This window comes from Paenibacillus sp. FSL R5-0486 (genome assembly GCF_037975155.1).
GTDB classification, from domain to species: Bacteria; Bacillota; Bacilli; order Paenibacillales; family Paenibacillaceae; genus Paenibacillus; species Paenibacillus amylolyticus.
This window is the reverse complement of sequence record NZ_CP150237.1, coordinates 4,332,989-4,352,781: the sequence shown is the minus strand read 5'-3', so window position 1 is coordinate 4,352,781 and position 19,793 is coordinate 4,332,989. Positions and strand designations below refer to the sequence as shown.

Below are 19,793 nucleotides of genomic sequence, written 5' to 3'. Positions count from 1 at the left end.
TTAGAGGATAGCCGGAGTGTTTTTTTTATTCGTTAGTGTGGTATGTTATATTTTTGAAGAATGAAATCAATACAATCGTTCATGGCTGGAGGGAGATCAATGCAGATGGACAACAACGAAATAAATTCAGAGCATTTGGATCACCTGGATCATATGAATTTTAGGCTCCTTCACGTGAATTATACAAGTGATCCAGCGACGGAGTGGCTTCTGAGGAAACACTTCATTGAAACATACATGTTATTATTTGTAGCCAGTGGGCAAGGGTGGTTAAAGATAGATGGCAGTTTCATTGAATTAAAGGCGGGCGGACTGTATGTAGGCTTCCCGGGGCAACTGGTTGAGGCAAATGTGCATTCGTTGGATGAAAGAGGCATGTATCACATGAGTTTTGATGTCATGTACGCACTGGAGCAGGAGGGTGGAACAGCCCTTGAAATGATGAAGCAACTTTTACGTAATGAAGTAAATGGCGAGGTCAGCTCATCTTCACCCGTTGCTGTTGGCGTGATCTGTCAGATGATTTACCACCACACGTTGAAGAAGGATGGTTTGCAAAGGTACTATGGTCAGATTCGTTTTCAGGAACTGTTGTATACCATGTTTTACGACGTGGCCCTTACCGAAAAGACGGACCTGGCTTCACCAATTGAACATGTCAAAGGTTACATGGAGCAGAATTATTCGAAGAGATTAACCATTGAGGAATTAGCAAATGTGGCACGAATGAGCCCTCGACATTTCATGCGTTTATTCAAGAAAAGGTATGGTTATAGTCCAGTGGACTATCTAACGCTATACCGAATTAAACAAGCCCAGATCTTAATGAGAAATGATCACAGTTATCGACTCAAGGATGTGGCATCGTACGTGGGTTATCAGGATGAGACGTATTTCCGGCGTAAATTCAAGCAAATCTCTGGCATTCCACCAGCAGCGTTTATACGTAATAGCAAACAAAAAATTGCTGCAGTTCATTCTGTGAGCATTGGTATACTGCTTGCATTGCAGATCATTCCCTGTGCCGCGCCGGCAAGTCATCCGTGGACATACTATTACCGACGTAAATATGAAACGGACAAAGTTATGCCACTCGCAGAGAGTGAGACCACCTGGCTGGAACAGCTTCGATTAGTTAAACCTGATTATATTATTACTGTTGGGGCGGAGTCTGAGGATTTGCAAAGACAGCTTCATTCCACTGCTCCTGTGTGTGACCTCCCGTGGGAAAAAGGAGATTGGAGAGAGCATTTGAGATATGTTGCAAGCTTTTTGGACAGGTCTGATATTGCAGAGGTATGGCTTCAAAGATATGAAGAGAAGGCAACGACCATAAAGGGCCAGCTTGAGGATTTCATACGAAAAGACAGATTAGTTGTACTCAAAGTTTATGGTGAAGCGTTGCAGATGTTAGGCCCAAGGAGCATTGCTTCCGTTTTTTACGTTGATATGCAAATGGAGGGTCCCGAAGGAGTTGAGACTTATTGGGAACGGGGCACAGTAACCATTAAGGAGTTATCTGTTCTCAACGTGGAAAGAATATTATTGATTGTGGGTGATGATGAGACATCCAGGCAGACATGGTCTGCTGTACGTAAGTCTGAAGAATGGCTTGAGTTGTTAGCGGTACAGAATGGCAGAATGGATATCCTTTTGTCGAGCGTCCTGCTGGACTACACTGCGTTTACTCATGAGCTTATGTTGGATGAAATATTAAAGTTATGGCAAGATCGTCCATAGCAAAAAGTCTGAATAGTCAATATCATACCTGAACATATTTTAATATACTTACTCCTATATCAAATGATAATGATAATTATTATTAATTAGACGTTGTCATAACTAAATGCCATATAGGGGGTACATAAAGAATGAGATTCAGATGGTTAACGGTACTATGCACCATGATGTTGGTGCTCATTATTGCGGCTTGCGGTACAGCGGGGAAAGATGAGGCCACGAGCGAAGGACAGAAGACTGGTTCTGCCAATACATCCACAACAGAAACAAGTCAGGTAAAAAAAGTGACTACAAAGATGGGAGAAATTGAAATCCCGGTTGAACCACAAAGAGTAGTGGGTCTGTCCCTTGTATATCCGGAGTTTTTGTATGCACTTGGCATCGTACCTGTTGCTGTGCAGAACTATCACGAGGATCATCCTTCTTATTTGGAAGAGCCATTCGCGAATACCATGAAAATGGGCATCGCACGAACGCCGAATTTTGAAGCGGTTATGGAGACAATGCCTGATTTGATTATAGCTCCTGACTGGTGGTCCGAAAAGGATTATGATCAGCTTTCTCTGATTGCACCGACTGTACTTCTTCCACAACGTGATGATTGGCGGGACGAATTGCGTGATATTGCCAAAATTCTGGACAAAGAAGAACAGGCAGAAAAGGTTATTGAAGATTTGGTAGCGAAGGAAAAAGTTGCAGCCGACAAATTAAACGAGATGATCGGAGAAGAAACAGTTCTCTATATTCGAGTCATGGAAAAAGAAATCGTCCTTCACGGGGAGAACCTTGACCGTGGAAACTTCGTGCACAAGCGTCTGGGTATGAATCCGCTCCCGAATTTCCCGAAAGATCAAGTTGCCATGTCCGTATCCATGGAAGTGTTGCCTGAATACGATGCAGATCACTTGATCGTTCAACTGGATGACGATAAGAATCCTGAAATTAAGAAGAAATTTGAAGAGATGTTGGCAACTTCACTATGGAAAAATCTGAAAGCAGTCAAAAATGATCATGTGTACATGGTTGGTGGTAAAGAATGGCTCAATCTGGGGATGTCTCCACTGGCTGATCAGTATGTTATTGATGACATTGTAGCTGTTTTTGAAGAGAAAAATAAATAAAGCAAACGGTTCATGTTACACATATCTCTAAATTCACTACTAAATAACAGGATGTGTCCAAAATGAATGAAGAAGATATCTATGATGTAACCATCATTGGAGGCGGACCGGCAGGATTATATGCGGCCTTTTATGCCGGGATGCGTGATATGAGAGTTAAGATCATTGACGGCAAAGACCAACTTGGTGGTTTTCTGCATACCTATTCCGAAAAAACTATTTGGGATGTGGGTGGCCTGCCACCAATGAAGTGTTCAAAGTTGATTGAGTATCTGGTTCAGCAGGCGAATACCTTTAATCCAACGGTTGAATTGAATTGCAAAGTAGATCGGTTCGCTCGACTGGACAACGATATTTTGGCTCTGTATACTGCTGAAGGCGACATCCACTATACGCGTACAATCATTGTCGCAGTAGGCCGCGGTATCGCAGAAATTCAGAAATTGGAGCTTCAGGAGCCGATTCAATATGAGCATGAGAATCTTCATTACACCGTGCAAAATCCAGAACATTTTTCCGGGAAGCGTGTGCTCATTTCAGGAGGAGGCAACAGTGCAGTAGATTGGGCAATTGAACTTGCTCAACTTGCACGGAGCGTAGTGGTCGTCCACCGAAAAAATGAGTTTCGTGCAATGGAACGCAATGTTAGCGAGATGAACAATGTAACGGATGTCAGAACACCATATAGCATCACACGGCTTCATAATCATGGTGAACGTATCCATCAGGTTGTAATTACGCATATGGAGAGTCAGGAAAATGTATTGTTAGATGTGGATGAAGTCGTAGTTAGTCATGGATATAAAAGCAATTTAAGTGATCTTGCCAGTTGTGGCTTAGAAATGGACGATGGAATGGTTCTAATGAGCCAACATGCGAATACGAACCTCCCGGGTATTTTTGCTGCAGGGGATTGTGCAACTCACGATAGCAAAGTCAGACTTATTGCCGGAGCCTTCAACGATGCGATTTTAGCTGTAAATAGTGCGAAAAAATACTTGACTCCAGATGCTCCCATGATGGCGTACGTCTCCTCCCATAATGAAATTTTCAGAGAAAAAAACAAACAAATCCCAAGGTTCTAAACTTGGGGTTTGTTTGCTTATTCATGTTCACTGGAGTATTAAAATCTGCTGTTTCAACATATCCTTATTTCTGGGAAGAATGGAAAGGTTGACGAATCTGTAAGCGATAATTGTAAAATTTGATCGAAAAAACACAAAAAATCTTGTAAAATTCACAAGAAAAATAGGGAGCACTCTTGCAATCTTTAACCAAAACCCCGAAAATAGAGAGACAGATATAGAAGATTTCTCTTTGGGAGGATTGGAAAGAACATGTGGGGTGCTCCTTTTACGGCTCAAGCCAAAAAAATGCTGCTACTAGGCAGTGGAGAATTGGGAAAAGAGGTCGTTATTGAGGCCCAACGACTGGGAGTAGAGACGATCGCTGTTGATCGTTATGAGAACGCACCTGCAATGCAGGTCGCGCACCGGTCTTACTGCATCGACATGCTGGATGCCGAAGCTTTGAAACAATTGATCCGTAAAGAAAAACCTCATTACATCGTACCTGAGATTGAAGCTATTGCAACAGAAGCTTTACTGGAGCTTGAGGAAGAGGGATTTTGTGTAGTACCTACTGCCCGAGCTGCACGTCTAACGATGGATCGCGAAGGCATCCGTCGGCTTGCAGCCGAACAATTGAAACTTCCGACAGCTGATTACCTTTTTGCGGACAACCTGGAACAACTTCAGGAAACCGTACGTGAGCTTGGCACACCTTGTGTCATTAAACCATTAATGAGTTCTTCCGGCAAAGGGCAGAGTGTATGCCGAACACCGGGCGACGTGGAGGATTGCTGGAACATTGCTCTTTCGGGGGCTCGTGGCAAATCCGTTCGTGTTATTGTGGAGAGCTTTGTGCAATTTGACAGTGAGATTACATTACTTACCGTTAGGTCTGTATCAGGCACCGTATTTTGTCCTCCGATTGGTCATATTCAGAAGGATGGGGATTATGTCGAATCCTGGCAGCCTCATGCAATGACTCCTGAGCAATGGCAGCAAGCTTGTCATATTGCCAAATCCGTCACGGATGAACTTGGCGGGTATGGACTGTTTGGAGTGGAATTGTTCCTCACATCGGATGGTGTTGTGTTCAGCGAGGTATCTCCTCGTCCACATGACACAGGTATGGTTACAATGGTGACGCAAGACAGTTCTGAGTTTGCGCTGCATGTACGTGCAATTCTTGGTTTTCCGGTCACAGGTGTACATCTGTTGACACCGGGAGCTTCAGCAACGCTGAAGGCTAATGATGAAACATCTGACTTTACTGTAGGCGGGATTGAAGAAGCACTGGCTCTTCCTCGTACTCAGATTCGTGTATTTGGCAAACCTGAGACCAAAGTAGGACGCCGAATGGCTGTAGCTTTAAGTGCTGGTCAAGATGTGGAAGAAGCTCGTAAAACAGCGGTGCAAGCCGCTAATATGCTGAAAGTGGAGGTAAATCATGTCCAATAATGTTGAGGCCCCTGTACTGATGATCCGAGAGTGTGAACTACGAGATGCTGAAGCGGTAACGGGACTGATGCGAGAGGTCAGCTATCCGACAACAACCAATGTCATGAAAGAACGTATTGAATGTTTGGAAACCAATCCAAACGCATGCATGCTTGTTGCCGAAGTGGATGAACAAATTATTGGTGTGATTGGCTTGCAATGTGTGCAAAGTCATGCCTATCCAGAACCTGCCGCACAAATTACTTCCCTGATTGTAGGTCAAGAACATCGTGGTGGTGGGATTGGCCGTCGTCTGATGGCTCGTGCCGAAGATTGGGGCAGACAGCAAGGTGGTAAACAACTGTTTGTCACGGGTGCAAACCGTGAAGTGACTTCAACAACGTACTCTTTTTATGAGCACATTGGTTTTCAGAAGAGAGGTTATCGGTTCAGTAAAGTTCTTCTATAGTACAAATAAAGTTTCTTCTATTGCATGGAAATTCTCATGATATCCTGATCTGCACATTCTTGTGTGGTGAATGATAAATAGATGGTGAAGCGACATTCGACTAGCATTTTTAGTCCGAATGTCTTTTTTTTATGATTTTGTCAACGGGGGTAGAGCCTTACAGGATAAGCCCTCAGACAAATCTGTAACACTCTAAAAAATGACAAAAAAGTTACTTTTCCATATTTTATAGGTTCACAATCTCCTGTCGAATTGATATACTGCTAGAGTATTAATTACAAAGTTGTAATAACTAATCTTAAGGAGATGAATGAATTTGAAAAAGAAATGGATGAAAACTGTCGTAACGAGTAGTCTGACAGCCGTACTGGCCGTAGGGGTAATGCTTCCTGCTTCCGCGTCTGCTGCAGATTCAACATATAAGACTATCACAACGTACAAAATTACAAGCACAGACAGCTTGAAAGCTTACATTGAGAAATGGCTCAAACAAAATGGATACACCGTATCCGAGGGGCAAATTGTAGAGAAACCTGCTACGCAGCCTGATCAAACGACGAAACCTGCTGAGCCGACAACAAAACCAACTCAACCAACAACAAAACCTGCTGAGCCTACAACTAAGCCTGAGCAACCGACTAAACCAACACAACCAGCTCAAGAACAAAAACCGGAAACTACACCGGCTAAAGATCCTTCAAACACGGGTAACACAGGTAATACAGGTAACAATACAAGTAATAATGGTAGCGAAAGCACACAATCCGACTTTGCTACTCAAGTTGTAAAACTTGTGAACGCTGAGCGTGCTAAAGCAGGTCTGAACGCACTGACTTCAGATGCACTTCTGGACAAAGTAGCTGTTGCTAAAGTAAAAGATATGAGTAACAACAACTATTTTGATCACCAGTCACCTACGTATGGTTCTCCGTTTGATATGATGAAACAATTCGGAGTAACTTACAGCTATGCAGGTGAGAACATTGCCCAAGGACAAAAAACACCACAGGAAGTGGTTACAGCTTGGATGAATAGTGAAGGTCACCGTGCCAATATTCTGAGCAAAAACTTTACGCATATCGGTGTAGGTTTCTACAACGGGTACTGGGCACAAGAGTTTATCGGTAAGTAATCGATTTATAATGAAGAAAGTATGATTTTCTTTTCCACAAGGTTATGCCAGTACACAGTTCATATCTGTGTATGGCATAACCTTTTTTCCGTAAAATGACATATAAAAAATGAATTCTGCGAATGCAGCGCCAAAGTTTGCAAATTAACGACAGAACATTTATGTTATTTAGGAATAGCATCATCAGGGCGTGTCTGAAAACTCCGAAGTAATCGGATTTTCAGACACGCCTTAATGTAAAGTCATTATAAATTATAAAATTATAAAGCACCCGAACTGGTGTACATGAGTGGAGATGTGATGATGAAAAAGAAAAAAAGCCTGGATTCAGCACCCTGGATCTGGAGAACTGTTAGTACAGTATCCATCTTGGCAACTTTGTTGTTGTTATTTGGATTTGGATACGCCATAAAAGACGTGATTTTCCCCGAGGGAGATTCCGCATTAACGACAGGCCAGGAGGCAACTGCTCCATCTAAGGATATCGAGGGGGAACCGGCTGTCGTGGAAGATGGCAAGATTCGGATGGCCGTCATCGGTGATTCTCTGGCAAGAGGCACGGGCGATGATGAAGGACTCGGTTTTGTGAGACGTGCAGGGAATCTGCTTAAAGATAAAGGATATGACGTTCAGGTTCTTAATAATCTGGGTGTAAACGGTTTGAGAACAGATGCTTTATTGGAAAAACTCGATGAGCAAGGCGTGCGTTATGTCCTGCAACAATCCAATTTTATTTTGCTCTCGATCGGCGCAAATGATTTGTTCCAGGGAGGACAAGTTCTACAGGGGGAAGATCCGCCAACAGCAGAGCAGCTGGCTGCGGCTTTACCGGAAACGTCGAAGCGCCTTCAAGAGATATTGAAGAAAGTCAAAGAAATTAATCCCGATGCACAGATTGCGTACATAGGGCTGTACAATCCATTTGGCGATGTGAAGGAACTGGAGAAGCCGGGTAATGCAGTGGTTGCTGCATGGAACGATGCTGCACTGGCTATTTTGAACAACGAGGACAAGATGACACTGGTCCCTACATTCGATTTGTTTGAAAATCATCTGGGGGAGTATCTCTCGTCAGATCATTTCCATCCCAACGGACAAGGTTATGAACAAATTGCAGTTCGGATTGCACAGGAATTTCAGGCAGATACACCGGCAGAAGGGAGCGGAAATTAAATGGCAGACCAGCAGTATGATTCCGTCCTATCCGTACAGAATCTGAAAAAGCGGATCGGACGCAAATGGATCATTAAGGACGTTACATTTGACGTAAAACCTGGTGAAATCTTCGGATTTCTCGGTCCCAACGGTGCCGGCAAAACAACTACGATACGGATGCTGGTCGATCTGATCAAACCAACAGAAGGAAAAATTAAAGTCTGTGGTTATGATGTGAATCGGGACCCTGAGCGTGCTTTGAAGTATGTAGGCTCCATTGTTGAAAATCCGGAGGTATATACATATCTGACAGGGTGGGAGAACCTGGAGCATTTCGCTCGCATGCAACCAGGTGTGGACAATGAACGAATTCAGGAAGTTGTAGATATTGTGCGTCTGGATCAGCGGATTCACGATAAAGTCAGAACGTACTCATTGGGTATGCGTCAACGGCTCGGTATTGCACAAGCGCTGCTTGGGCGACCGCGTCTGCTCATTCTGGATGAACCGACGAATGGTCTTGATCCAAAAGGCATTAAGGAACTTCGTGTCTTTATTAAGCAACTTGCCAGTGAAGGTATGGCTGTATTTGTCAGCAGTCACTTGTTAAGTGAGATCCAGCTTCTCTGTGACAGAGTAGCCATTATCAGTGCTGGGCGTGTGCTTGCTGTTGGAGGTGTAAGCGAACTGATTGAAGATCATTCGAAGTTGGCTATATGGCACGTTTCACCACTGGAGCAAGGCAAAAAGATGTTACAGGATGCAGGCATTGCTCTGGTAGGTCGACCTGCGGATGTGATGGATGATACCATTGTTGCGGGACTTGGTCCCAACGCTGTGGTTGCCGAGATGCATGAAGATCGAATTCCTGATCTGGTGCAGCAGATGGTTCAAGCAGGTATTCAGGTTGAAGGGGTACAGCGGATTCAGCCTACGCTTGAACAACTATTCTTAAAAATGACAGAAGGTGAATCCATTGAGTAATATCATGCCGCTGATCCGCAATGAAACGATTAAGATGGTGAAGAAAAAACGGCTTTATATTATATTTATTGTACTTGCGGTCCTCGTACCGATGTTTACGTATGCCCAGATGAAATCTGCGGAGAATAATCGCGACAAGTTTGGCGGCGATTGGCGTCTTGAACTGCAACAGGCCATCACAGACAATCAAAATTCGCTCGGTAGCGATCGGGTACCTGAAGAGTACAAAAAATATAGAACAGTATACATCCAGCAGATGCAGTATTATCTTGAGAATGACATCAATCCCAAAGAACCGGGCGGTGTCACCTTTACGCGGGAGTTCATGAACAACGCGGTTGGATTGTTTATTCCACTGTTAATCATGGCTATTGCTTCAGATCTTGTTTCTGGTGAACGTACGACAGGTACGATTAAAATGCTTTTAACGCGTCCGGTTAGACGCTGGAAAGTGCTTTTGAGTAAATTAATTACGCTGATTATGTTTGTTTCGATCATAGTGGTATCAGCCTACATTATATGTTATGTCATATCGGGTGCGGTCTTTGGTTATAAAGGCTTCAACATGCCAATCTTCACAGGATTCAAAGTTGTGGGAACAGATGTCGATATGTCGGCAGTGCATGCTGTAGACCAGTGGCTGTACATGCTTATGCAGGCAGGACTGATCTGGTTTGTGAGTGTAATTGTGGCTATGCTTGCATTTATGGTATCTGTGCTTGTGCGCAGTACTGCTGCAAGTATCGTTATCATGATGGCCGCTTTGATTGCAGGAACAATCTTGACCAGTATGGCAGCGTCCTGGCAGACCGCGAAGTATTTGTTCATGGTTAACCTCGAACTTCCGAATTATTTGTCTGGCGGGTTACCTCCAATCGAGGGTATGAATTTAGGTTTTTCCCTTATTGTGCTTAGTGTTTGGGGCATTGCTTCACTCATTGTGTCATTCCTTGTCTTTACGAAACGGGATATCTTGAATTAAAATGGACAAGGATAAGAAAACATCTGTTTGCATTTTAGGCATTTTTTTAGTTGCAAGTTAAGAAGGGGGAGCATGAATGGTCGAGCAAATCGATATGTCGGCAGGTTCGACAGGCGGAGGACAGGGGTCTTCAGGCTACGACGCGGACGACATTCAAGTACTTGAAGGGTTGGTAGCGGTACGGAAACGGCCGGGGATGTACATCGGCAGCACCAGCACTTCAGGTTTACATCATTTGGTATGGGAAATTGTCGACAACGCTGTCGACGAACATCTCGCCAAATTCTGCTCCAAAATCGATATCACGCTGCATAAGGACGGTTCTATTACGGTTCAGGATAACGGAAGGGGAATTCCGACAGGTATACATAAAACAGGGATTCCTACTCCCCAGGTCGTGTTTACGATTTTGCACGCAGGCGGAAAGTTCGGTGGATCAGGATACAAAAAATCAGGCGGTTTGCACGGTGTAGGTGCGTCAGTTACAAACGCATTGTCCGAGTGGCTTGAAGTCGAGATTTTCCGTGATGGCAAGATTCATCGTCAGCGATTCGAGTATTGGAAGGACAAAAAAGGGATTGAACATGTCGGTGAACCGGTCTCCGGTCTCGAAGTGTTAGGCAATACCAATCGGACAGGTACAAAAGTTACATTTAAACCGGATATTCGGGTGTTCCAGAGCGGTATTCAATTTAATTATGATACATTGGCAGAACGGCTTCAGGAGATTGCTTTTCTGAATTCGGGTCTGAGAATTGTGCTCAAGGATGAACGTTCGGGCAATCAGGATGAATACATGTATGAAGGTGGAGCAAGCCAGTTTGTTGCTTTTCTTAACGAAAATAAAGATGTGCTGCATGATGTTATTCACTTCTATGCGGAGAAGGATGACATTGAAGTCGAAGTGGCAATCCAGTATAACGCGGGTTATACTGAAACGCTGGCTTCGTTCGTGAACTCGATCTCTACTCGGGGTGGCGGTACACATGAGACCGGATTCAGGGCTGCGTACACTCGTGTAATGAATGACTACGCGCGGCGTACCAGCATGATTAAGGAAAAAGATAAAAACCTCGAAGGTAATGATTTGCGTGAAGGTATGATGGCCGTCATCAGTGTCAAGATGTCAGAGGTTGAGTTCGTAGGTCAGACCAAGGATCAGCTCGGTAGCGCTTCCGCTCGAAGTGCAGTGGATTCGGTCGTGTCCGAGAATATTCAACGGTTTCTGGAAGAAAACCCGCAGGTAGCGCAAACGTTAATTCGCAAAGCGGTCCAAGCCTCCAGAGCCAGAGAAGCAGCCCGCAAAGCACGTGATGATATGCGCACAGGCAAGAAACGTAGCGAAAGTTCCAACCTGAACGGCAAACTAACGCCGGCGCAATCAAAGGATTTTACCCGAAATGAGTTATTTATTGTCGAAGGGGATTCCGCAGGTGGTTCTGCCAAACAGGGACGTGACTCGAAGATTCAGGCTATTCTGCCGCTCAAGGGAAAACCGCTCAATCCGGAAAAATCAAAGCTGGCCGACATTCTCAAAAATGAAGAATACCGCGCCATTACAGCGGCGATCGGTGCGGGCATAGGAACCGAATTTGCAGTTGAAGACAGCAATTATTCCAAAATTATCATTATGACCGATGCGGATACGGACGGCGCACATATTCAGGTGCTGCTGTTGACCTTCTTTTATCGTTATATGAAGCCTTTAATTGATGCAGGCAAAGTATATATTGCTCAGCCGCCATTGTACAAACTTACTCGTAAGTCTGGTAAGCTTGCGACTGTTCGATATGCATGGACGGATGAAGAACTGGCGAATTATATGAAGGAATTCGGTAATAATGTTGAGCTTCAACGTTATAAAGGTCTTGGTGAGATGAATCCGGATCAACTGTGGGAGACAACAATGAATCCGGAAACTCGTGCGATGCTGAAGGTACAGATTGTTGATGCAGCAAAAGCAGAACGTCGTGTATCTACGCTCATGGGTGATAAGGTTGATCCGCGGAAACGCTGGATTGTAGAGAACGTCGACTTTACAGAGTACGAAGAATAGAAGGTGCTTGGAATGAGTCCATCAGAACAATTTATGCCGGCCTTTCTCGAAGAGGTCGTTGGGGACCGTTTCGGTCGCTACTCCAAATATATTATTCAGGATCGAGCCATTCCGGATGTCCGGGATGGGTTGAAGCCAGTACAACGGCGTATTCTATACGCCATGTACGATTCAGGTAATACGCCTGACAAGACTTACCGCAAGTCTGCCAAAACCGTTGGGGACGTAATGGGTAATTATCATCCACATGGTGACTCATCCATCTATGAGGGCATGGTGCGGATGGCTCAGCCATGGAAAATGGGCCATATGCTCGTGGACGGTCATGGTAACTGGGGATCACAGGATGATGACCCGGCAGCGGCGATGCGGTATACGGAGGCCCGTTTGTCGCCCATCGCGATGGAGATGCTTCGCGATATCGAGAAACGGACGGTTCTGTTTAAGGATAATTTTGATAATACGGCCAAAGAACCGGTTGTATTGCCATCCCGTTATCCGAACTTGCTGGTTAATGGTGTCAGCGGTATTTCCTCCGGATTTGCAACGGAGATTCCTCCACACAATTTACGTGAAGTCATTGATGCTTCGATCGCTGTGATGGAGAAACCGTCGATTGAGCTGGACGAAATCATGATGTTTATGAAGGGTCCTGACTTTCCAACAGGCGGATTGATTATGGGCGGTGACGGCATTCTGGATGCCTATCGCACAGGTAAGGGACGGATCTATATCCGGTCCAAAACCGAGATTGAAAACATGCGCGGTGGCAAACAGCAGATCGTCATTACCGAAATTCCTTATCAGGTCGTGAAATCTCGTCTGGTTACAGCAATGGAGAACATCCGACTTGAGAAGAAGGTTGAAGGTATTGCCGAAGTGCGTGATGAGAGCGGACGTGAAGGTCTGCGAATCGTGGTTGAGTTGAAAAAAGAAGCGGACGCACAAGGTATTTTGGCTTATTTGCTGAAGAAAACCGACCTGCAGGTCACCTATAATTTTAATATGGTTGCGATTGTGAATAAAGCACCTCATCAATTAGGATTGAAATCGATTCTCGAGGCTTACATTGCCCATCAGCGGGAGGTTGTAACATTCCGTACCCGGTTTGAGCTGGAGAAGGCGCAAGACCGTGCGCATGTGCTCGAGGGCTTGGTAAAAGCACTTAACATCCTTGATGAGGTCATTGCGGCCATCAAAGCGTCGAAGAACCGTCAAGATGCCCAAAACAACCTGATGTGGATGTTTGGATTCACGGAACGCCAAGCGGATTCCATCCTTACGTTGCAATTGTACCGTTTGACGAATCTGGAGATCAATTCTCTGGAGAAGGAACTCGGTGAACTGATGAAAAAGATTGCACAATTACAATCCATTCTGGATAGTGACCGCAAGCTCATCGGAGTCATCCGCAAGGAATTGATGGAGATTCGTGAGAAATACGGCATAGACCGTCGTTCTGCGATCCAGGGTGAAGTGGAAGAACTTAAGGTTAATCTCGAAGTACTTGTGAATGCGGAAGATGTATTTGTTACGTTATCCAAAGAGGGATATGTGAAACGTACAGGCATGCAGTCCTTTACACGTTCTGGTGGTGAACGAAGCGGAAGTGGTGTAAAAGACGGCGATTATATCGCTCAGGTTCTGGAAGTAAATACGCTTGAGAACTTGCTTGTCTTTACGAGGAAAGGTCAGTACTTCCTGTTACCTGTTCACCAGGTACCTGAATTCAAGTGGAAAGATCCAGGCACAGCCATTGTGAATGTCATTCCCCTTGCTAAAGATGATCGTATTGCAAGTGTGCTTGCTGTGAAATCCTTTGAAGAGTCAAATCACAGTCTGGTCTTCGTTACGCGAAGAGGACAGGTGAAACGAACGGAGCTGAAGGATTACGTTACCAAACGTTCCGGTGCAGTTGCGGCTTGTAAAGTTGGCAAGGACGATGAAGTGTTATCTGTACATCTAAGTACAGGTGGTCAAGATATTATGTTGATTACAAAAGAAGCCATGGCGATTCGTTTCCGAGAGGATGAGGTTAATCCAATGGGACGTGTATCCGGTGGTGTTCGTGGTATTCAGTTAAGAGATACAGATGAAGTTGTATCCGCTCTATGGGTAGAAGGAGATGAAGGTGAAGTTGCCGTGTTGTCCGATCTGGGATATGGTAAACGATCATTACTTCTGGATTACGCTATACAGAGCCGTGGAGGCAAGGGGCTTGCCACATTCGAGTTCAAAGAAGGCAAACGTGTGAAACCGAATGGTAGCCGTATTGTTGGAGCGTTTTATTGCAAAGAGCAACGTAAGATCACTGTAATGACCAAAGAAGGCCAAGTGTTCCCGATCTCTTCGGAAGGTGTTCCGATTACAGAGCGCAAACATATTGGCAAGCTAATCGTTCATGTGGACAAACAGGACGAGATCGTTGAACTTCTAAGGGACTTCAACGAGAATCAACCAGCATCATCTTCATAAAAACAAACAAACGAGACTTTTCGCAGAACAGCTAATCCTGTCATGCGAGGAGTCTTTTTTTGTTGTTCAAAGGCGGATTAGAAGAGGGTATTCATGCGAAGTTTAACAACCTTCGTCGATTACGGTCGATCGCTAGGAAATTGAAAAAAGGCAGCAGGAATGCGGCTTTGGAGCGCGAAAACTTAAGCAGGTGAAGTGATAACCGGTTGCAGAGAGGAGCGATGGAAGATGTATAATTCCGATTTTGCCAAGTGCTGGTCCAGGTTGACCAAAGATTATAAATTGCATATGGATCAAGAGCTGGCACCCTCATTAACGGAGGCTCAGCTGGCTGTTCTGGAGGTACTCGAAGACCATCAGAAGATGAAACCTTCGGATCTGATTCCTTATCTGTCAACTACGCCAGCTGCTGTAACCATGCTGCTCGATCGAATGGAGAAGAATGATCTGATTCGCAGGAATCGGGATAATCAGGATCGACGCATTGTGTGGGTATCTCTATCAGAGAAAGGAAGAATGGAGACAGCGCGGGGAATCACCATCCGTAATGAATTCATGAACTCTGTTCTCAGTAACATTTCGATGCACAATCAACAATTGCTGGTATATCTGTTAGGCAAAATGACAACACCCAAGACCAAAGAGCCTGCCTTATCTACTTCGGTATGATACCATGCTGATTCTTATGAATAACCATAGGAGTGCCTGCTCGTTTCATGCAGGAGCCCTATGGTTATTTTATTTACAAATTACATATGCTACACACTGTGTCCAGGTTAGTTGAGTAAAGGCATGGATGTAACACAGTTAGTATGTCCTAATATTATTTTTGTAAATTCATATGTAAAGAGTTGACTATGTAAATATTTTTGTTATAATAAATAATTGTTCCCCTGATATTTCGTGTACGAAATATTATATTCCAAAAGTAAAAGGGTGAAACAATGACTGATACGTATGAAGTATTCTATATTATTAATTCGTTCCGCCAAGTGAATCAAATGCTTTTTCGAGCATTTTGGAATGAAAACAAGGAGATCGAGCTGACTTCGATCCAGTTTATGGTGTTATCCATCCTGAGGGAGCGTCCTTCCATTGGCATCAACGAAGTGGCTGAGCTATGCCATATGGGCAGCAGTTCCATGAGCGCTGTTGTGGAGCGGCTCGTCAAAGGCGAGTATATCGTTCGGACACGTTCGGATGCTGACCGCCGATCCGTTAAGCTTCAGATTACGGATAAAGGGGAACAGGCCCAACAGGAAACGCACCATTTGTGGATGGAAAGAGTGTCACCCATTCTGGATATATCGAAGGAAGACCTTGAGCACCTACTTAGAATTCATAGTCAAATGATTGAAAAGTTAGAAGGAAGAGAGATGAACAACATATGAGTACGACTACTGCTGCAGCTCCATCCTCAGCGATGGACAACATCAAGAAAGGCCCTATTGTAGCGGCATTGTTAATTGGTGCCTTTGTGGCATTCCTGAACCAAACCCTGATGAACGTAGCGCTTCCTAAAATCATGGATGACCTCGGCATCGGGCCAAACAAAGCCCAATGGTTAACTACGGGTTATATGCTTGTGAACGGTGTGCTGATTCCAATTACGGCATATCTGATTGCCAAATTTTCAACGCGTCAAATTTTCATTACAGCCATGACTCTATTTACCATAGGTACATTAGTCTGTGGTCTTAGTCCAACCTTCACCATTTTGATGGTAGGTCGTGTTATTCAAGCGGCAGGTGCAGGTATCCTGATGCCTCTGATGACCGTTGTATTCCTGACCATCTTCCCGATTGAGAAACGCGGTCAGGCCATGGGAACCATGGGGATTGCGATGATTCTGGCTCCTGCGATTGGGCCTACACTTTCAGGTTATGTGGTCGAGCATTATTCCTGGAGATTGTTGTTCTACATCATCTTGCCATTCTCTATTATTGCAACGGCAATTGGTATTGCTTTTGTCAAAAACGTAACACGTCAGTCCAGACCTAAACTGGATTATCCAGGCGTTATTTTATCTACACTTGGTTTTGGTAGTTTGCTCTACGGATTCAGTGATGCGGGTACCGATGGATGGGGCAGTGCAATTGTCATTGGATGCCTCGTTGTAGGTGCGATATCCCTGATTCTGTTCGTTATTCGTCAACTGACAACAGATCATCCGCTCCTTGAGTTCCGTATTTTCAAGTACAACATGTACACATTAACAACGATTATCAATATGCTCGTGACCATGGCGATGTTTGCTGGTATGATCCTGCTCCCTATTTTCCTGCAAAACATTCGTGGATTCTCACCGATTGAATCAGGACTTCTGATGATGCCCGGTGCGATATTGATGGGGATTATGTCTCCAATTACAGGTCGCATATTTGATAAAGTGGGCGCACGCTGGCTTTCGGTTGCAGGTCTTGCGATTACGGCAATTACAACTTTTGGACTGAGTCGTCTGGCAATCGATACTACCTACGGCTACATGATGTTTATCTACACGGCTCGTATGTTCGGTATGTCGATGCTGATGATGCCAATCCAGACAGCAGGTCTGAATCAACTGCCTCAACGTCTGAACGCGCATGGTACAGCGATGTCCAATACATTGCGTACAGTTGCCGGTGCGATCGGTACAGCCATTCTGGTTACTATCATGAGTAGTAAGCTCAAAACACATCTGGCGGATGCAGTGGCTGCTGGCCAAGTTGACCCTAATAATAAGACAGTGATGTTAGCAGCTACAGCAGATGCAACGATTTACGGTGTTAACTATGCATTCATCGTGGCTACTGGAATGACCGTGGTTGCTTTGATCATGGCGTTCTTTATTCGGAAAACAAAACCAGCTGTTGAACCTGTAACTGTAGAACAGGAAAAAGCGACGGCTACAGCATAACGAATATCAGATAAAACCAAAAAGAGAACTCTAGCAGTCGAAGGGGTAACCCTAACTGCCTGAGTTCTCTTTTTTGGTGTGCGCGATAGGAGGAGAGTACTTTATTATTCGGGCTGGATCGTTGGATCGATAAGAAATACAGGATCGGGCTCATGACCGAACTGTTTGAGATTAATGGTTCCGTTCAGTTGAAACTCCACACCTTCGCTAATCAGTTCTGTTTCCTGCATCATGCGCGAGTGTTCGTCCGGTATGGAGATTTCGCCTTTTGCATTGACGACACGGTGCCAGGGCAGACGTTCCTTGCGGCTCATCGAATGCAGAATACGTACGACTTGTCTCGCGGCTCTTGGACTTCCGGCATGGGCTGCAATCTGACCGTAAGTCATCACTTTACCTTCAGGAATCGCTGCGATGATCGCAACGACTTGTTTGGTAAACGGGGTCATCATGATGTCTCCTCTCTGTATCTTAGGTATATAGCTGAAAATATGAAAAAACGTGTCGTTCATATACAGAATCTGAACGACACGTTGTATGGACAGATGTAACCTGATCCTGTGCACTTATAGAGGTTGTTCGATAATACCGCTTCTGATCCCATCGTATCGGTACTGAAAACCAGTCTTTTGAACACGTACTTATTGAGGTTGTCCAAAAGCTTTTTGGTACACGGCAGCGGGCCATTCTGCCCAGGGGAATTCTCTTGCAGGCAGAGATTGCAGAATAACTTCTTCCTTAGTAACTGGATGAGGAAAAGCAGCAATCGCAGACCATAGAGCAATCTGTTGCCCGGGTTTATTCACGCTTGCGCCGTACTTCTGATCCCCGTACAGAGGACAGCCGATTTCTTTCATTTGCACCCGAATCTGATGAGATCTGCCGGTGTGCAGTTCGATATGGACGAGGCTGTAACGGTCTGTCTCGCCGATAACACGGTAATCCAGAACGGCATCCTTACCGCCAGCCGTACCTTTAGGTACAACAGTAACGGTATTTGTACGTGCATCTTTCAGGAGCGTGTGTTTTAACGTTCCCTGCTGTGCAGGTAACTTGCCATGTACAACAGCCGCATATATTTTACGGAAATGACGTCCCCGCACAGTCTCGGACAATCTCGAAGCTGCTTTAGAAGTCTTGGCAAAAATCATTGCCCCTCCAACAGGACGATCAAGTCGGTGTACTAACCCGAGATAAACATTGCCAGGTTTGTTGTATCGTTCTTTCAGATCCTGCTTGAGCAATGTAAGCAAATCCGGATCACCTGATGAATCTTCCTGGGTAGGTACATTGACCGGCTTCGTAATGCCTAACAGATGGTTGTCTTCGAACAGAATCGGAATCGCATCGTGGTCATGCCGTTGTTCTGACATGATTAAGACTCCCAACGGCCCAGAATACCACAAGGCAGATCAAGACCACTACGTGTGATCGGCAGACCAATTTCACCTGCAGTAATGTCACCACCGTACTGAGCAGACATCGTCATGGTCAACATGTTGCGCAGAACCGTAGAGGAAATGCCTGTAGTGTAGGAGTTAACCAGCATGAATAATGGATTATCCGACAAGATCGTCATACACGACTTCAGGAAAGGATATAGGTTCTCTTCCAGTTTCCATGTCTCTCCATTAGGGCCACGGCCATATGAAGGAGGGTCCATAATAATGGCGTCGTAACGATTTCCGCGACGTTGTTCCCGTTGTACAAATTTGAATACATCATCTGTAATAAAACGAACAGGGCGATCAGCCAGTCCGGATAATTGAACATTTTCCTTGGCCCATTGAACCATGCCTTTAGCTGCATCCACATGCACAACAGATGCGCCTGCATAAGCAGCAGCTACCGTTGCTCCGCCTGTATAGGCAAACAGGTTCAAGACAGAAATAGGGCGTCCTGCATTGGAGATTTTATCCATCATCCAGCTCCAGTTGGCGGCTTGTTCAGGGAACAGACCAGTGTGCTTAAAGCTGGTAGGTTTAATGTGGAATTTCAGGTTTTCGTATCCGATCGTCCAACGCTCGGGAATGGGCTTTTTCATATCCCAGTTACCGCCACCGGAAGAGCTGCGATGATAGTGACCATGCACCTGACGCCATTCATTGGTTTCTTGCTCAAGGGGCCAGATAATCTGTGGATCGGGTCTGCGTAAAATCACATCTCCCCAACGCTCCAGTTTCTCGCCGCCTCCTGTATCGATTACTTCATAGTCCTTCCAATTCTTAGCTACGTACATAATGATTTATCCATCCTTCAAAAGTCATTTGGATACT

At 44.9% G+C, this 19,793-nt stretch carries 17 protein-coding genes; 14 read left to right on the top strand and 3 right to left on the bottom strand.

Annotated elements, in window-relative coordinates; genetic code table 11:
• The first annotated feature begins 99 nt into the window (after positions 1-99).
• From MKY01_RS19295 to MKY01_RS19230, 14 genes are all read left to right on the top strand, one after another.
• Entirely contained in the window at positions 100-1,740 is a 1,641-nt protein-coding gene (locus tag MKY01_RS19295) for an AraC family transcriptional regulator (protein WP_339283195.1), read from the top strand.
• Positions 1,741-1,871: 131 nt separating this feature from the next.
• The gene (locus MKY01_RS19290; protein ID WP_339283193.1) at positions 1,872-2,861 is read left to right on the top strand and encodes an ABC transporter substrate-binding protein; all 990 of its coding nucleotides are present in this window, start codon (positions 1,872-1,874) and stop codon (positions 2,859-2,861) included.
• A 62-nt stretch (positions 2,862-2,923) separates the two neighbouring features.
• On the top strand, positions 2,924-3,946 hold the full coding sequence (locus MKY01_RS19285) for an NAD(P)/FAD-dependent oxidoreductase (protein ID WP_282320947.1): 1,023 nt from the start codon (positions 2,924-2,926) through the stop codon (positions 3,944-3,946).
• A gap of 252 nt (positions 3,947-4,198) precedes the next feature.
• Complete coding sequence (gene purT / locus MKY01_RS19280; protein WP_339283191.1) at positions 4,199-5,386, top strand: formate-dependent phosphoribosylglycinamide formyltransferase; 1,188 nt, start codon at positions 4,199-4,201, stop codon at positions 5,384-5,386.
• The gene (locus MKY01_RS19275; protein ID WP_017687788.1) at positions 5,376-5,834 is read left to right on the top strand and encodes a GNAT family N-acetyltransferase; all 459 of its coding nucleotides are present in this window, start codon (positions 5,376-5,378) and stop codon (positions 5,832-5,834) included. The genes purT and MKY01_RS19275 overlap by 11 nt, the downstream gene beginning before the upstream one ends.
• A gap of 316 nt (positions 5,835-6,150) precedes the next feature.
• Positions 6,151-6,966 carry a CAP domain-containing protein gene (locus MKY01_RS19270; protein ID WP_339283189.1) on the top strand — a complete coding sequence of 272 codons (816 nt, stop codon included), beginning with the start codon at positions 6,151-6,153 and terminating at the stop codon, positions 6,964-6,966.
• Positions 6,967-7,266: 300 nt separating this feature from the next.
• Positions 7,267-8,139: a GDSL-type esterase/lipase family protein gene (locus MKY01_RS19265; protein WP_305955651.1), complete on the top strand. Its 873-nt coding sequence runs from the start codon at positions 7,267-7,269 to the stop codon at positions 8,137-8,139.
• The gene (locus MKY01_RS19260; RefSeq protein ID WP_339283187.1) at positions 8,140-9,105 is read left to right on the top strand and encodes an ABC transporter ATP-binding protein; all 966 of its coding nucleotides are present in this window, start codon (positions 8,140-8,142) and stop codon (positions 9,103-9,105) included. It begins immediately after the preceding gene.
• Entirely contained in the window at positions 9,098-10,087 is a 990-nt protein-coding gene (locus MKY01_RS19255) for an ABC transporter permease (RefSeq protein WP_036613298.1), read from the top strand. The genes MKY01_RS19260 and MKY01_RS19255 overlap by 8 nt, the downstream gene beginning before the upstream one ends.
• 76 nt (positions 10,088-10,163) lie before the next feature.
• A complete protein-coding gene (gene parE, locus MKY01_RS19250; RefSeq protein ID WP_282320949.1) occupies positions 10,164-12,143 on the top strand; it encodes a DNA topoisomerase IV subunit B in 1,980 nt (659 codons plus the stop codon).
• Between the two features lie 12 nt (positions 12,144-12,155).
• On the top strand, positions 12,156-14,618 hold the full coding sequence (gyrA, locus tag MKY01_RS19245) for a DNA gyrase subunit A (protein WP_339283185.1): 2,463 nt from the start codon (positions 12,156-12,158) through the stop codon (positions 14,616-14,618).
• A 228-nt stretch (positions 14,619-14,846) separates the two neighbouring features.
• Positions 14,847-15,287 carry a MarR family transcriptional regulator gene (locus MKY01_RS19240; protein ID WP_315371381.1) on the top strand — a complete coding sequence of 147 codons (441 nt, stop codon included), beginning with the start codon at positions 14,847-14,849 and terminating at the stop codon, positions 15,285-15,287.
• Between the two features lie 275 nt (positions 15,288-15,562).
• Entirely contained in the window at positions 15,563-16,009 is a 447-nt protein-coding gene (locus tag MKY01_RS19235; RefSeq protein ID WP_036613308.1) for a MarR family transcriptional regulator, read from the top strand.
• The gene (locus tag MKY01_RS19230; protein WP_339283182.1) at positions 16,006-17,517 is read left to right on the top strand and encodes a DHA2 family efflux MFS transporter permease subunit; all 1,512 of its coding nucleotides are present in this window, start codon (positions 16,006-16,008) and stop codon (positions 17,515-17,517) included. The genes MKY01_RS19235 and MKY01_RS19230 overlap by 4 nt, the downstream gene beginning before the upstream one ends.
• A gap of 104 nt (positions 17,518-17,621) precedes the next feature.
• On the opposite strand, the gene MKY01_RS19225 is transcribed toward MKY01_RS19230, so the two are convergent.
• From MKY01_RS19225 to MKY01_RS19215, 3 genes are all read right to left on the bottom strand, one after another.
• The gene (locus tag MKY01_RS19225; RefSeq protein ID WP_036613313.1) at positions 17,622-17,966 is read right to left on the bottom strand and encodes an MGMT family protein; all 345 of its coding nucleotides are present in this window, start codon (positions 17,964-17,966) and stop codon (positions 17,622-17,624) included.
• A gap of 192 nt (positions 17,967-18,158) precedes the next feature.
• Positions 18,159-18,890 (bottom strand): RNA pseudouridine synthase, encoded by a 732-nt coding sequence (locus MKY01_RS19220; protein WP_127549548.1) that lies wholly within the window; start codon positions 18,888-18,890, stop codon positions 18,159-18,161.
• 2 nt (positions 18,891-18,892) lie between these two features.
• Positions 18,893-19,756 (bottom strand): class I SAM-dependent methyltransferase, encoded by an 864-nt coding sequence (locus MKY01_RS19215; RefSeq protein ID WP_017687801.1) that lies wholly within the window; start codon positions 19,754-19,756, stop codon positions 18,893-18,895.
• Positions 19,757-19,793: the final 37 nt, after the last annotated feature.

What these genes read in the sequence shown, in the direction of transcription:
- MKY01_RS19295 (WP_339283195.1), top strand. Translation starts at nt 100, where the DNA reads ATGCAGATGGACAACAACGAAATAAATTCAGAGCATTTGGATCACCTG.
- MKY01_RS19290 (WP_339283193.1), top strand. Translation starts at nt 1,872, where the DNA reads ATGAGATTCAGATGGTTAACGGTACTATGCACCATGATGTTGGTGCTC.
- MKY01_RS19285 (WP_282320947.1), top strand. Translation starts at nt 2,924, where the DNA reads ATGAATGAAGAAGATATCTATGATGTAACCATCATTGGAGGCGGACCG.
- purT (WP_339283191.1), top strand. Translation starts at nt 4,199, where the DNA reads ATGTGGGGTGCTCCTTTTACGGCTCAAGCCAAAAAAATGCTGCTACTA.
- MKY01_RS19275 (WP_017687788.1), top strand. Translation starts at nt 5,376, where the DNA reads ATGTCCAATAATGTTGAGGCCCCTGTACTGATGATCCGAGAGTGTGAA.
- MKY01_RS19265 (WP_305955651.1), top strand. Translation starts at nt 7,267, where the DNA reads ATGATGAAAAAGAAAAAAAGCCTGGATTCAGCACCCTGGATCTGGAGA.
- MKY01_RS19260 (WP_339283187.1), top strand. Translation starts at nt 8,140, where the DNA reads ATGGCAGACCAGCAGTATGATTCCGTCCTATCCGTACAGAATCTGAAA.
- parE (WP_282320949.1), top strand. Translation starts at nt 10,164, where the DNA reads ATGGTCGAGCAAATCGATATGTCGGCAGGTTCGACAGGCGGAGGACAG.
- gyrA (WP_339283185.1), top strand. Translation starts at nt 12,156, where the DNA reads ATGAGTCCATCAGAACAATTTATGCCGGCCTTTCTCGAAGAGGTCGTT.
- MKY01_RS19240 (WP_315371381.1), top strand. Translation starts at nt 14,847, where the DNA reads ATGTATAATTCCGATTTTGCCAAGTGCTGGTCCAGGTTGACCAAAGAT.
- MKY01_RS19235 (WP_036613308.1), top strand. Translation starts at nt 15,563, where the DNA reads ATGACTGATACGTATGAAGTATTCTATATTATTAATTCGTTCCGCCAA.
- MKY01_RS19230 (WP_339283182.1), top strand. Translation starts at nt 16,006, where the DNA reads ATGAGTACGACTACTGCTGCAGCTCCATCCTCAGCGATGGACAACATC.
- MKY01_RS19225 (WP_036613313.1), bottom strand. Translation starts at nt 17,966, where the DNA reads ATGACCCCGTTTACCAAACAAGTCGTTGCGATCATCGCAGCGATTCCT.
- MKY01_RS19220 (WP_127549548.1), bottom strand. Translation starts at nt 18,890, where the DNA reads ATGTCAGAACAACGGCATGACCACGATGCGATTCCGATTCTGTTCGAA.
- MKY01_RS19215 (WP_017687801.1), bottom strand. Translation starts at nt 19,756, where the DNA reads ATGTACGTAGCTAAGAATTGGAAGGACTATGAAGTAATCGATACAGGA.